At 53.8% G+C, this 13,522-nt stretch carries 13 protein-coding genes; 3 read left to right on the forward strand and 10 right to left on the reverse strand.

The features are described 5' to 3' along the window. Nucleotide 1 precedes the first annotated feature (1 nt). The 4 genes from motB to flhD all read right to left on the reverse strand — a co-directional run bounded on the left by motB (nt 2) and on the right by flhD (nt 2,869). Nucleotides 2-931, reverse strand: a complete 930-nt coding sequence (gene motB / locus NB069_RS13870; RefSeq protein ID WP_250584438.1) for a flagellar motor protein MotB — start codon at nt 929-931, stop codon at nt 2-4. Then, nucleotides 928-1,815 (reverse strand): flagellar motor stator protein MotA, encoded by an 888-nt coding sequence (motA, locus tag NB069_RS13875; protein WP_103180094.1) that lies wholly within the window; start codon nt 1,813-1,815, stop codon nt 928-930. The genes motB and motA overlap by 4 nt, the downstream gene beginning before the upstream one ends. Nucleotides 1,816-1,937: 122 nt before the next feature. Continuing rightward, nucleotides 1,938-2,516: a flagellar transcriptional regulator FlhC gene (gene flhC, locus NB069_RS13880; RefSeq protein WP_103180095.1), complete on the reverse strand. Its 579-nt coding sequence runs from the start codon at nt 2,514-2,516 to the stop codon at nt 1,938-1,940. A gap of 2 nt (nt 2,517-2,518) precedes the next feature. Continuing rightward, on the reverse strand, nt 2,519-2,869 hold the full coding sequence (flhD, locus tag NB069_RS13885; RefSeq protein WP_039030858.1) for a flagellar transcriptional regulator FlhD: 351 nt from the start codon (nt 2,867-2,869) through the stop codon (nt 2,519-2,521). A gap of 790 nt (nt 2,870-3,659) precedes the next feature. Here flhD and uspC point away from each other — a divergent pair. Beyond that, nucleotides 3,660-4,088 carry a universal stress protein UspC gene (gene uspC / locus NB069_RS13890; protein WP_250584440.1) on the forward strand — a complete coding sequence of 143 codons (429 nt, stop codon included), beginning with the start codon at nt 3,660-3,662 and terminating at the stop codon, nt 4,086-4,088. Between the two features lie 19 nt (nt 4,089-4,107). On the opposite strand, the gene otsA is transcribed toward uspC, so the two are convergent. From otsA to NB069_RS13920, 6 genes are all read right to left on the reverse strand, one after another. Beyond that, complete coding sequence (gene otsA, locus NB069_RS13895) at nt 4,108-5,532, reverse strand: alpha,alpha-trehalose-phosphate synthase (protein ID WP_250584442.1); 1,425 nt, start codon at nt 5,530-5,532, stop codon at nt 4,108-4,110. Next, on the reverse strand, nt 5,507-6,313 hold the full coding sequence (otsB, locus tag NB069_RS13900) for a trehalose-phosphatase (RefSeq protein WP_250584444.1): 807 nt from the start codon (nt 6,311-6,313) through the stop codon (nt 5,507-5,509). The genes otsA and otsB overlap by 26 nt, the downstream gene beginning before the upstream one ends. 164 nt (nt 6,314-6,477) lie before the next feature. Further along, the gene (araH, locus tag NB069_RS13905; RefSeq protein WP_250584446.1) at nt 6,478-7,458 is read right to left on the reverse strand and encodes an arabinose ABC transporter permease AraH; all 981 of its coding nucleotides are present in this window, start codon (nt 7,456-7,458) and stop codon (nt 6,478-6,480) included. 14 nt (nt 7,459-7,472) lie between these two features. Next, nucleotides 7,473-8,987: an L-arabinose ABC transporter ATP-binding protein AraG gene (gene araG / locus NB069_RS13910; RefSeq protein ID WP_250584448.1), complete on the reverse strand. Its 1,515-nt coding sequence runs from the start codon at nt 8,985-8,987 to the stop codon at nt 7,473-7,475. A gap of 68 nt (nt 8,988-9,055) precedes the next feature. Next, nucleotides 9,056-10,045: an arabinose ABC transporter substrate-binding protein AraF gene (gene araF, locus NB069_RS13915; protein ID WP_250584450.1), complete on the reverse strand. Its 990-nt coding sequence runs from the start codon at nt 10,043-10,045 to the stop codon at nt 9,056-9,058. Between the two features lie 315 nt (nt 10,046-10,360). Beyond that, nucleotides 10,361-10,918 (reverse strand): DJ-1 family glyoxalase III, encoded by a 558-nt coding sequence (locus NB069_RS13920; RefSeq protein WP_250584453.1) that lies wholly within the window; start codon nt 10,916-10,918, stop codon nt 10,361-10,363. A gap of 531 nt (nt 10,919-11,449) precedes the next feature. Between NB069_RS13920 and NB069_RS13925 the strand changes: the two genes are divergently transcribed. Continuing rightward, a complete protein-coding gene (locus NB069_RS13925) occupies nt 11,450-11,953 on the forward strand; it encodes a non-heme ferritin-like protein (RefSeq protein ID WP_250584455.1) in 504 nt (167 codons plus the stop codon). A gap of 171 nt (nt 11,954-12,124) precedes the next feature. After that, complete coding sequence (locus NB069_RS13930) at nt 12,125-13,468, forward strand: anaerobic C4-dicarboxylate transporter (RefSeq protein ID WP_250584457.1); 1,344 nt, start codon at nt 12,125-12,127, stop codon at nt 13,466-13,468. Nucleotides 13,469-13,522: the final 54 nt, after the last annotated feature.

Genomic DNA, 13,522 nt, shown 5'->3' on the forward strand with positions numbered 1-13,522 from the left:
ATCACCTCGGATTGGCTGGTGGCGATGTTGGAACGGCAGCCGAAGGCTCAGCGCCTGGCTGTTTTAAATCATCCAGTGACTCATTCTGGCTTTCGGCGTTTTCGTGCAGGATGGCCTGCTCCGCCTGCTGGTTGAGCACTAAGAGACTAATACGACGGTTGATGGCATCTTCCGGCCCGCGGTCGGTCATGCGCATGGTGGCAGCCATGCCGACGACGCGCAGCACTTTGCCATCGTCCAGCCCGCCGATCACCAGCTCACGACGGGATGCGTTGGCACGATCCGCCGAGAGCTCCCAGTTGCTGTACCCTTTTTCGCCACCGGCGTAAGGGAAGTCATCGGTATGGCCGGAAAGGCTGATTCGGTTCGGGATCCCGTTCAACACCGGCGCAATCGCCCGCAGAATGTCGCGCATGTAGGGCTCCACCTCGGCGCTGCCGGTTTTAAACATCGGACGGTTCTGGCTGTCGATAATCTGAATGCGCAGCCCCTCCTGGACCAGATCGATCTTCAGGTGCGGACGCAGGGCGCGCAGTTTCGGATCCGCCTCGATCAGCTGATCCAGATCGCCGCGCACTTTTTTCAGACGGCTCTGCTCCATGCGTCTTTTCAGCTCGTCGATGTTCGGCTCGCGCTTCACTTCGCCCTGCTTCTGGGTGTAATCATCTCCACCGCCCGGGATCGGGCTTTCGCTGTTGGAGATTCGCGGACCACTCGACACCGCCGTCGCCAGTGGGGTACGGAAATACTCTGCGATCTGAATCAGCTCTTTCGGGCTGGAGATAGAGATCAGCCACATCACCAGGAAGAACGCCATCATGGCGGTCATAAAGTCCGCGTAGGCGATTTTCCAGGAGCCACCATGATGGCCCCCGTGCCCTTTATGCTTGCGCTTTTTGACTATGACGATGGGATGGGACTGGTTTTTCATGCGTCCTCAGTGCTCGTCTGCTGGTTCGGGTTCTTCACCGCGCGCACGTGCTCTTCGAGTTCGATGAACGACGGACGCTCGCTGGAATAGAGGGTTTTACGACCAAACTCGACCGCGATTGGCGGCGCATACCCGTTGAGGTTAGAAAGCAGCGTGATCTTCACGCACTGCATCATTTTGGTGGTTTCGGCACTCTTCTGGCGTAATACGGTGGCCAGCGGAGAGATAAAGCCGTAGGCCAGCAGGATCCCGAGGAAGGTTCCCACCATCGCGTGGGCGATCAGCGCCCCCAGCTCTGCCGCCGGGCGATCCGCCGAGGCCAGGGCGTGTACCACCCCCATTACCGCCGCAACGATACCGAACGCCGGCAGGGAATCGCCCACCATCGCCAGGCTGTTGGCCGGGACTTCGGCTTCGCTCTCGTGGGTCTCGATCTCTTCGTCCATCAGGGCTTCGATTTCGAAGGTGTTCATGTTGCCGCTGATGATCAGGCGCAGGTAGTCGACGATAAATTCGAGCATCATCTTGTCGGCGATAATGCGCGGGTAGCTGGCGAAGATCTCGCTCTCTTTTGGATTCTCAATATCCCTTTCCAGCGAGAACATCCCCTGTTGACGCGACTTGGCCATCAGGCGATAGAGCAGCGCCAGCAGATCCATATACATACTTTTGGTGTATTTCGAACGACGGAACAGTAACGGTAACGCTTTTAACGTTCCCTTGATCGCCTTGCCGTTGTTGCCAACGATAAACGCCCCCACCCCTGCACCACCGATAATAATCAGTTCGGCCGGTTGATAGAGTGCCCCAAGGTGTCCGCCGGTCATCATATAACCGCCGAAAACTGTACCGAGAACTACCAGGTAACCTAATACGATAAGCACGACATCATCCTTCCGCTAGTGACTGTAGCCAGGATGCGCAGGTCGGGGTTTATCCGTCTGCGGGGTAAAAAAAAGCAGCGGTAATCTCTTACCGCTGCTGGATCCTTGCCCACACGTTCGGGTTAAACAGCCTGTTCGATCTGTTCATCCAGCAGTTGTGGATTACTATCGGCAGCATCCCGGGAAAGTTTACGTCTTTTTACCGCACGGGATGGTGGTTGGCACAAACTGCAGGCAAAGCTGCCAGCTGGCTGATGCGCGTGGGTGATGAAGTTACCGCTGCAGCAGTTGCAGCGAGACAGCTCCAGCAAGCCGCTTTCAACAAAACGCACCAGCGTCCATGCACGGGTCAGGGCCAGCAGAGGTCCTTCTTCAGGCTGCGGGCACTGCTCGAGATACAGTTTGTAGGCTTTAATCACTGCATCAACGCCGCTGCATAAGCCGGTTTTGAGCAGGTACTGCCAGGCATTACAGAACATGGAAGCATGGATATTTTGCTCCCAGGTCATAAACCAGTCGGTTGAAAATGGCAGCATGCCTTTTGGTGGTGGGCTGCCACGTAATTCTTTATACAGTTTGATAAGGCGGCCACGGCTCAGCTGGGTCTCACTTTCAAGCATTTGCAAGCGAGCACCAAGCGTAATCAGTTCCATGGCCAGCTGAATATCACGCGCTTCCTGAACAATGCTCTTCTCACTCATTTTTATGCTCTTTTCTTACGGGCTACGTCATCAGGCTGGCTGATTTCGTTTAGCAAACGGGTGGAAAGCAGAATACCGGTGTGAACCTGTTGCAGGTCATCCACGCGGGATTCCTGGGTCAGTTGCGTAATAGTCTGGTGATTATCAAAACGGAACTGGCAAACCAGCTGGTTAGTTTCAGCCAGTTTAACCATCTGCGGCAGCGTTAAGCCGCCAAGCGTTGTTGCCATTTCTTCCTGAATGCCCAGACGGAACATCGCAGAGGCTTTATCCTGGCTAATCAAACGTTGTGCAAGCAATAAATATGACAGATTGATGTCATAGATGTGTTTTAGCAATTCGGATGTGTTCATTTATCCCTTCCCGAATAACACTTTAATTTCTTGTGCGGTCGACCCGCACCCCGTGATGTCGCCGGGAAAACCCCGGTAAAAAAAAGAAAAGGCTAAAACGCATAGTTGAATTAAGTTTTGTATCGATGAATCACGTCAAGAAAAACAAAGTTTGTCTCTTACACATTTATCACTTCTTACAATTAACTAAGATTTTTCCTAATTCGCGGCAACTTTACCCGTCCGGTTTACCACATACAATGTGGCTTCGCCTGAAATTTAAAATAAATGTGACGCAGATCACATAATTTGAGTGAATTGGAACCAAAAATCCATCAGCACACCTTCTAATTTGTCTACTTTTTGAACGATTAATCAAAGAATATATTCTTCGCCCACGAATATTCATGCAGAAGTATGAACAAAGGCGGCATGTTACTTGCTGGTTATTGACATAACACAAATTTGTAACAAACGAGGAAATATCTATCACAGAAACACTTGATTTATTCCGTTTAAAAACAGCGAGTTAGATAAGTAATTAAATAAAGTGATTGCTCTGTGTGATCATTCAATAAGTGAAGTGTTTGCAAAAATTATGTTTAAGATTTGCAGGCTTAAATTGTATGATTTACGTTAAGTGAGCGCATTTTGGGCGTTTATGCAAGTCTTCCGCTATTCATTGCATAAGAATAATTAATGAATAATTATGATAAGCATCACACTAATGCCATCTTTGGCGCTTGCGCAAAAAAAGCATTCGCGCTAATGCTGAAGTATGTGCCAAAGCCACACATCCAGGGTGGGTAAAATGAGCTATTCGCATATCCTTGTTTCTGTTTCAGTTTCTCCCGAAAGCCACCAATTGTTAGCCAAAGCAGTTTCTATCGCCAGGCCAGTGCAGGCGCGCATCACGGTCGTCACTCTGGCGGCAGAACCTGAGATGTATAATCAACTGGCAGCGCCCATGCTGGAAGATATTCGTGGGGTATTACAGCAAGAAACCCGACAATTTCTTGAGGATCTTATTGCCCGTGCAGAATATCCCATCGCGCAGGCTTTATGCGCGACGGGTGAATTAAGCGAGCAGATAAGTGATATATGTCAAAAGCAGGATATAGATTTAGTGATATGCGGAAACCATAACCGCAGTTTTTTTTCACGGGCAACCTGTTCCGCGAAAACAATAGTCAACAATGCTCATGTTGACGTGCTTTTAATTCCACTCAGCGCAGAATAAAACGCTGAGTGGAATATATTCAGGCCAGTTTAGGGAAAGTTACGACCTTTTTTTGCAGATTGCTCTCCACGCTGCGGGGAGTGATCTGGTTTAAATCCTCAATGAAGCGCGCCTGCCAGCGGTCAATGTCATTGTCACGGATGACCTTCATCATCTCAGCATGGCGTGAAATACGCTCGGTTAGCGGCATATTCAACGCACGATGCAGTGCATTCGCCACATCGTCCCGATCGTAGGGATTGACGATCAGCGCCGAGGTCAGCTCATTAGCAGCACCGGCAAACTGCGACAGCACCAGCACACCCGGGTCGGCCGGATCCTGCGCCGCCACGTACTCTTTCGCCACCAGGTTCATCCCGTCACGTAGCGGGGTCACCAGGCCGACATCGGCATAGCGGAACACCTTCATCAGGATCTTGCGATCAAAGTGCTGGTTCAGATAGAAGAGCGGCGTCCAGCCCAGCTGGCCGTAACGGCCATTAATGCGTCCGGCTTCGTTTTCAAGCTGGTGACGGATGTCCTGATAGGCCTGCACCTCACCACGTGAGGTTGGTGCGATTTGGGTATAACGGATCTTACCGTGGTGCTCGGGATATTTCTCCAGCAGGGTCTCGTAGGCCTGAAAACGCTCCGGCAGCCCTTTGGAATAATCCAGACGCTCAACGGAAAAGATGTTTTTTACATTCTTTAACTCTGCTTTAAGCTGCGCCAGCTTAGGTGGCAGCGGCCCGGAGGCTTGCTCGACAATCTCTTCCGGTTCAATGCCAATAGGATAAACCTCGGTCTGGAAGCGCTTGCCCCAGGCAGAGTGCGTCCGGTTGTCATGTGCCGTCAGGCGCGTTTTGCTGGCCACGGAATCGAGGAACGCCAGCCTGTCGTTTTCGGTCTGGAAGCCCAGCAGATCGTAATCGCACAGCTCCTCCAGCAGCTCCTCGCCGGGCGGCAGCGCGTTGAAGATCTCGGAGGTCGGGAACGGAATATGCAGGAAGAAGCCGATCCGGTTGTTCACACCGCGCTTGCGCAGCTCACCGGCAAACGGCAGCAGGTGGTAGTCGTGGATCCACAGCACGTCGTCCGGCTGGATCAGCGGCAGCAGCTTGTCGGCCAGCAGGCCGTTAACCCGCTGGTACCCTTCCCAGGCTTCGCGTTTATACTTCACCAGATCCAGGCGATAGTGGAACGCAGGCCACAGCACGGCATTGGAGAACTGGCTGTAATACTCGTCGTAATTCTGCTCACTCAGATTAAACGAGGCCCAGGTGATGTTCCCGCGTGTCACCTTTTTTAGCGGTTTGTCCTCATCACCAATTTCCCCACTCCAGCCAAACCAGAGCCCACCCGTACTTTTTAACGCCCCCAGCACCCCAACGGCCAGGCCACCTGCGCTGGCTTTTTTATCATCCGGGGGAGCGATGCGGTTAGAAACTACGATCAAGCGACCCATAAGGTTTTCTCCTGTTAATTTGCGCTATTTCTTGTTCTTGTTGATGGTTAGCGGCTTTTTTTACCCATTGCCAGACATCAGGTACCGTCGCCAGCCGCCAGCTGGCTTTGGTCTCACCCGTGCCGACCTTTACTGATACCCCTTTAAGCTGATTCACCACTTCAAAGCCATGCTCATCGGTGAGGTCATCACCAAAGAAAACCGGCGTTCTGCCGAGGAAAGGCGCTTCATGCATAAAGGCAGAGATAGCCTCGCCTTTGTGGATCCCCCTCGGTTTGATTTCGACCACGCATTTACCCGGCTGGAGTGACAGCTGCGGATTGTCGTGCACCACCTGCTCCGCCAGGGCGAAAATCGCCTGCTCGTGTTCAGGGGCCTGACGGTAGTGGAGCGCAAACGCCATCCCTTTGGCCTCAAGCTCGGTCCCCGGCAGCCCTAAAAGCGCCGTCGTAAACTGCGCATGCAGCGTCTGGACCAGATCCGGGGGAAGGGAAACGGATTGCGAATGACCATGGATGTCGCGGCGCTCGGCTCCGTGTACTCCGGCAAGCGGGAAACGGTAGGGGTCGGCAAGCTTGTCCAGCTCACCCATTGAACGCCCTGATATCAATGCCAGTGCCCCATCATTCAGCTGTGCAAGCTGATGGAGTGCCTGTAACACGTCTGCGGGGACCACCACCTCATCGGGATGCGGCTTGATAGTGGCAAGGGTCCCGTCGAGGTCGAAAAAGTACGCAAAGTTTTCTGATAGTAAAGGCGGTGAAGTTAACGTATCGGCCACCCTGATCCTCCTTACAGTTGGCGAGATGAAAAACGGTGAACATCTCAGTAGCCATGTAAGTATAGACAGTGTGACGGGGCTCGCCATTTGACACCCCCCTTCCCGCTGCGGCTGGAAAGGGGGGCTACACTTAAAAGTTAGGTCGGGAAAGCGGGGAAAAGCGGTTAAAGGGTGCGCTTTGCTTTTTGTTTGTAACGGTCGAAGATCACCGCCGCCAGCAGGATGAGGCCACGTACCACATACTGAGAGAACGGGGAGATGTTCAGCAGATTCATCGCGTTCTCGACGGTACCCAGGATGAGGATCCCCGCCACCACATATGAGATTTTTCCGATGCCGCCTTTCAGCGATACGCCACCCAAAACGCAGGCTGAGATGACGATCAGCTCATAACCGATAGAGGTCATCGGCTGTCCGCTGGTCATACGCGAGGCCAGAATAATTCCCGCTGCCGCCGACACCAGACCAGAAAGCACGAAGATGATGATCTTGGTGCGAACCACCGGAACACCCGCCAGACGCGCGGCCTCTTCATTACCGCCAATCGCCAGGGTATTACGGCCAAAGGTGGTTCTGTTCAGCAAGAAACCAAAGATAATCAGGCAGCCGACGGTCAGCCAGATAGGGGCAGGCAGACCGAGCCAGTTGGCATAGCCGAGGGTAAAGAAGCGCTCGTCTTCAATCCCTACCGCTTTGCCGTCAGAGATGATGTACGCCAGGCCGCGCACAATCTGCATGGTGGCAAGGGTGGTGATCAGGGCGTTGATTTTCAGACGCGCAATCACAAAGCCGTTCACCAGCCCGCTGAGCACGCCCAGCAGCAACCCGGCCGCCACACCAATCCACAGGCTTTCGGTCATGTTAATGACCACGGCCGTGGTGACCCCGGCGCAGGCGATAACTGACGCAACCGACAGGTCGAAATCGCCGGATGCCAGGCAGAACAGCATCCCGCAGGCGACCATCCCGGACATGGAGATCGCCAGGCCCAGCCCCTTCATATTGATAAAGGTGGCGAAGTTAGGGACAAAGATAGCGCAGGCGAGGAACAGCACGGCAAACACCACCAGCATGCCGTATTGATCCCAGATTCGCCCAAAGCTGAAGGCCGACTTCGGCGCTCCGGATGTAGTGACAGAGGACATCTTATTCTCCTTACTCAGGCGACAGCCTGGCTGACTTTAGGCATGGCGAGGCTTAACGCCTGCTGTTCATTCGCCTGTTCATGTAACAGTTCACCGGCAACGGCGCCTTCACGCATCACCACGATACGGTCGGCCACGCCCAGCACTTCCGGCAGATCGCTGGAGGCGAAGAGCACCGCCACGCCACGTTTTGCCAGGGCATAAATCACGTTATAGATTTCGTGCTTGGCCCCCACGTCAATACCGCGGGTGGGTTCATCAAGCAGGATTACTTTCATCTCCTCCGACAGCCAGCGGCCGAGGATGGCCTTTTGCTGGTTGCCACCGGAGAGGTTCATGATCAGCTGTTCCGCTCCCGGCGTTTTGATATTGAGTGAACGGATGTGGTGATCGGCATTGCTGACTTCCCACGTATCGTTAATCAGACATCCGGCGCGGATGGTCTTGCGGCGGGCCGAGATATTGATGTTATCCCGCACCGAGTGCACCGGAATGATCCCCTCAGCTTTGCGGTCTTCCGGGCAGAGCATCATCCCTGCGCGAATGGCGTGGGCCGGCTTCTGAATATCCACAGGCTGCCCGTCGATAAAGACCCGTCCCCCGGTGATGCGCGTCCCGCCAAACAGCCCTTTCATCAGCTCGCTGCGCCCTGCCCCCACCAGTCCGAACAGGCCGACGATCTCACCGCTGCGCACGGTCAGGCTGATCGGCGTGCGTACGCCTGGCGCTTTGACCTCTTCGAGGCGCAACAGCTCGCCGCCGTACTGGCGCGGCTCCCAGTGATAGATATCACCCAGCTCGCGTCCCACCATCGCCTGTACCAGCTGGTCGTGGTTGACCTGCTGCATATCGGTGAAGGTGCGAACATAACGGCCATCTTTAAATACGGTGATCGCGTCGCTAAGGGCGAAGATCTCTTCCATACGGTGCGACACGTACAGAATGATGCGCCCCTCTTTGCGCAGCTCGCGGATCACCCGGAACAGGTTCTCAATTTCGCGCGCCGACAGCGAACTGGTCGGTTCATCAAAGGCAATAACCTTGGCATTACGCGCCAGCGCTTTGGCAATTTCCACCATCTGCCACTGGCCGATGGAGAGGTACTTAAGCGGGGTCTGCGGGTCGATATCCAGCCCCAGGTGTTTGAGCTGCAGACCGGCTTCATAGTTGAGCAGCGAGCGGTTAACGAATCCGCCTTTATGGGGAAGCTGGCCAAGATAGATGTTCTCCGCGACGGTCATCTCCGGCACCAGATGCAGCTCCTGGTAGATGATGGCGACACCCGCGTTCAGGGCGGCGGTGGTGTCAGCAAAGGCGACCTCGTTGCCCTGGATGGCCAGGGTACCTGTCGTGGGGCTGTAGTTGCCGCTGAGGATCTTCAACAGCGTGGATTTTCCGGCGCCGTTCTCCCCCATCAGGGCGTGAACCTGACCCGGATAGCAGTCAAAGCTGATGTCGGTCAGCGCGTTGACACCGGGAAAGGTTTTGCCGATGCCGCGAAAAGAGAGATACGGTTCAGACTGTTGCATAACGTCTCCGAGGATCGAGTAGTGAACGTCTGGCCCCCCACGGCTGCGGGGGGCGCAATCACAGTAAATTACTTACCGCCCAGTCCTTTTTTCTCCAGCTCTGCTTTAAAGTTGTCACGGGTGATCAGCACCACGTCGGTCACTTCGGTGAATTTCGCAGGCTCGGCCCCTTTGGTAACCCAGTTGTAGAGCATTTCGCTGGACTTGTAGCCGTGAACGTCCGGGCTTGGCAGCAGGGAGCCGTAGAAGCCGGTGGCCTGCGCTTTAGAGAGTTCGCTTACCGCATCCACGCCGTTAATGCCGATACCGATAACGTCAGCCGCTTTGAAGCCCTGGCCTTCGGTAGCGCGCACGCCGCCCAGGACGGTGTTGTCGTTCATCCCCACCACCAGCCAGTGTTTCACTTCAGGGTGCTGCACCAGCATGGAGTTGGCTGCGTCAAACGCGCCCGGGATGTCGTTAGATTTGGTTGGCACTTTGTAGATCTGTTTTTCCGGGAAGCCAGCCGCTTTCAGGGCATCCATCGAGCCAGTCGTACGGCGGCGTGCGGTATCCAGTTCGTCGGCGGTGATCGCCATGACCGCGGTGTCTTTCACGTCCCAGCCGCGTTTTTGCATCTCTTTATACAGCTCCTGGCCCTGACGCTCGCCGATTTTGGTCGCCGCCATCATCACCAGCGGGACGGTATCCATCGGCGCGCCTTTGGCGTTGACGAACTGATCGTCCACCGCGATGACCTTCATGTCATAGCCACGCGCTTTCGCCACGATAGCGGAACCCAGTTTGGGATCCGGAGTACAGATGACAAACCCTTTCGCGCCGCTGGCTGCCAGGCTGTCGATGGCGTTCAGCGTTTTCTCACCGTCCGGCACGGCAATTTTGATCACCTCAAAGCCCAAATCTTTCCCGGCTTTATCGGCAAATTTCCACTCCGTCTGGAACCAGGGCTCTTCCGGTTGCTTGACGAGAAAACCGAGCTTTAAGTTCTCCGCCATAGCGGATTGTGACATAACGGCGGCCAGACCGATGGCCGCCAGCGCTTTAGTAAATTTGTGCATGGTTAACTCCAGCTTTAGCGTTCTATTTTGTAGGGGAAAAACAACTAAAATTTGTTTAATCGGACTTAAAACAAGGCATTAGCGCCAGTTGTGCAGGAAGCGCATTTGCTTGTGATAGTTTTAGCGGGAAATTAATCATCCATAAGAGAGCGCCATCACACCGCAGAATTACAGTAATTGCGTACATACATTCAGCGAAAAATGACATAACTATGCGGGTATTTGTCGGACAATTAGAAAGGGCAAAAGCAGATTAGTCCATAAGATTAGCTAAGAAATCCTTGTGATCCGGGCGCGCTGGCGCCCGGCCCATTGTTACCAGGGATAGTAGATGTGACCGGCGTGATCGCGCACCGGCGCCTCATCGCCCAGCAGGCGGGCAGAGAGAATCAGGGCGAAGTCGAAGGCATGGCCTAACCCCTTGCCGCTGATGAGGTTGCCATCCTCCACTACCGGGGCATCGACATATTCGCCATCCCCGATATCCTGCCAGAGATCGCCCGAACAGACGTAGCGACGGCCTTTCAGCAGGCCATTACCGCCCAGCACGCGCGCCGCAGCAGAACAGATGGGGGCGATGAATTTACCCGCGTCGTCATGTGCCGTCACAAAGCGCACCACGTCGGCACTGGCGGCCAGATTCACGCTCCCCTGCGGGCCACCCGGTAACACGACGGCGTCGTAGCGACTGTCGATTTTTTCGCTGAGAGTGCTGTCCGCAACCATCGGGATAGTATGGTAGCTCACCACCGCGCGCGATTCGGCGCAGGCCAGGGTTTCTACCTCAATGTGCAGGCGACGCAGGATATCAATGGTGATAATCGCTTCCGCCTCTTCAAATCCGGGTGCCAGCAGCACCGCAACTTTTGCCATGATGTACTCCAATCAATGAAACATAAAACAATGTTTCATTTTTACAGAGCGCAGAGGGTTAAACTCCCTGCGCGATCACATTACGCACTATTTTCTGCAAAAATGATCCTGCGCAATTTTCTACAGTTGTAAAAAGAAATTAATAGTAAGAATTATCCCACTCTCTGCGTATTAATAAGTGTTGATGTGTCTGCTAAGCACATTTTTTCGATTAATCAAATTACTCATCGAAAAATGCTATCGCCACAACAAGATAACCCCAATAAATTTCCTTAATTTTCATTGTCCTAGAGTTTTTTACGCTCTTTATTTTCATAAACCTTTTTTATTAACCCGTGAAAAGTAAGGTTTAGTAAGGATATATTTATAAGGATTTTCTTATAACGATGCGGCTGATATGATGAATTTATCCGGTGCCAGAAATGAATATCGGATCACATACACGGAGAACGGAATATCTTTATTCTGTGGTGAACTATCATTAATGCTGATGATTTACCAGGTTACATAAACGAAGAAAAGGGAATGGTTATGGCAGTCTCGGATATGATCAACAAGCTCAATACGCAAATGAACCTTGAGTTTCACGCCTCAAATCTCTATTTGCACCTCAGCGAATGGTGTTCAGAACATAAGCTAAATGGTTCCGCTACCTTCCTGCGCTCCCAGGCACAGAGCAACGTCACGCAGATGATGCGCGTTTTCGATTTTCTGAAACAATCAGGCGCTATGCCGGTACTGAAACCGGTGGATATGTCGGCTGAATACTGCACCTGCCTGGAAGCTGTTTTTCAGCGCACCCTGGAAGAGTACGAGCAACGCTGCCAGACGCTGCATCAGTTAACCGATGAAGCGCGTAAAATGCAGGATATTTCCACGCTCAACTTCCTGAATGATATTGAAAAAGATCAGCTGCAGGATGGCGTTTTACTGAAAACCATTCTCGAAGAAATTCGTCAGGCGCGCCGCACCGGCGTGGGTCTGGAACAGACCGATCGTCACCTGCTCAATATTGTTGACCACCAGCATCACTGATCCCGCGCATCATGCTTAATACCCGGCCTCTGCCGGGTATTTTTGTTACAGAAACGTTGCCAACCCACTGCTTTTATTAAACTTTAACAAATCAGATCTGGCTCCCACTGAATAACCTTACTTCGTGTAATGATTTAGCAAAATTTCGCTTTCTTTATACGAGGGATATTCATGGTTACCGTTGAGTTTCTGGTCATTATCTTGTGCCTGTTAATCGGCACCCGGTTCGGTGGTATGGGGCTGGGCCTGATAAGCGGCATTGGCCTTTTTATTCTTACGTTTGTCTTTGGTTTACAGCCCGGCAAACCGCCGGTGGATGTGATGCTGACGATCCTGGCGGTCATCGGCTGCGCGGCCACCCTACAGACCGCCGGGGGGCTGAACGTGATGATGCAGTGTGCCGAACGTCTGCTGCGGCGGCATCCGCAACACATTACCCTGCTCGCCCCCTTCACCACCTGGATGCTGACCTTTCTGTGCGGCACCGGACATGTGGTCTACACCATGTTCCCGATCATTGCCGATATCGCGCTGAAAAAAGGTATCCGCCCGGAGCGGCCTATGGCCGTCGCATCCATTGCCTCGCAGATGGCCATCACCGCATCCCCGGTCTCGGTCGCCGTGGTGTCGCTGGTGTCGATCCTGGCCGCGCAGCACGGGATTGGCCATGCGTTTGGCATTCTGGAGATCCTCGCTGTTTCCGTCCCGGCCTCGCTGTTCGGCGTGGCGATTGCTGCCTTATGGAGTTTGCGCCGCGGCAAAGATCTGGCCGACGACGAAGAGTTTCAGGCCCGGTTGCAGGACCCCGAGCAGCGTAAATTTATTTATGGCACCACCGAGACGCTAATGAATCAGCGTTTCCCGAAGCAGGCCTGGTGGTCTACCTGGATCTTCTTTGCCGGTATCGCCGTGGTGGTGCTTCTGGGCGCCCTGCCCGAGCTGCGTCCGGCCTTTGAAGTGAAAGGCAAAATGACGGCGCTGTCGATGAACCTGGTGATCCAGATGATGATGCTGATTGCCGGGGCCGTGATGCTGATGGTCTGCAAGGTTAATCCCGGGTCCATCTCAAACGGCGCGGTGTTTAAGGCCGGGATGGTGGCGATCTTCTCGGTATTTGGCGTGGCATGGATGAGCGACACCTTTTTCCAGGCGCATCTGGAGGAGCTGAAGATGGCCCTGGAAGGGGTGGTAAAAAGTCACCCCTGGACCTATGCGATAGTGCTGTTCCTGGTATCGAAACTGGTCAACAGCCAGGCGGCCGCGTTGACGGCGGTGGCGCCCATGGGGTTAATGCTGGGGATTGAGCCGAAAATGCTGATTGCCTTCTTCCCGGCGTCGTACGGCTATTTTGTGCTGCCCACCTACCCCAGCGATCTCGCCTGCATCGGCTTTGACCGCTCGGGCACCACGCGCATCGGCAAGTTCATCATCAACCACAGCTTCATTTTGCCGGGGCTTATCGGGGTAAGCTGTGCCTGTGCGATGAGCTACCTGCTGGTCCAGACCTTCATGTAACGCGCATTCCGGGCGACGCTCGTCGCCCGTTATCATTATTTTCACAAAACCATT

This window comes from Leclercia adecarboxylata (assembly GCF_023639785.1).
GTDB classification, from domain to species: Bacteria; Pseudomonadota; Gammaproteobacteria; order Enterobacterales; family Enterobacteriaceae; genus Enterobacter; species Enterobacter adecarboxylatus_D.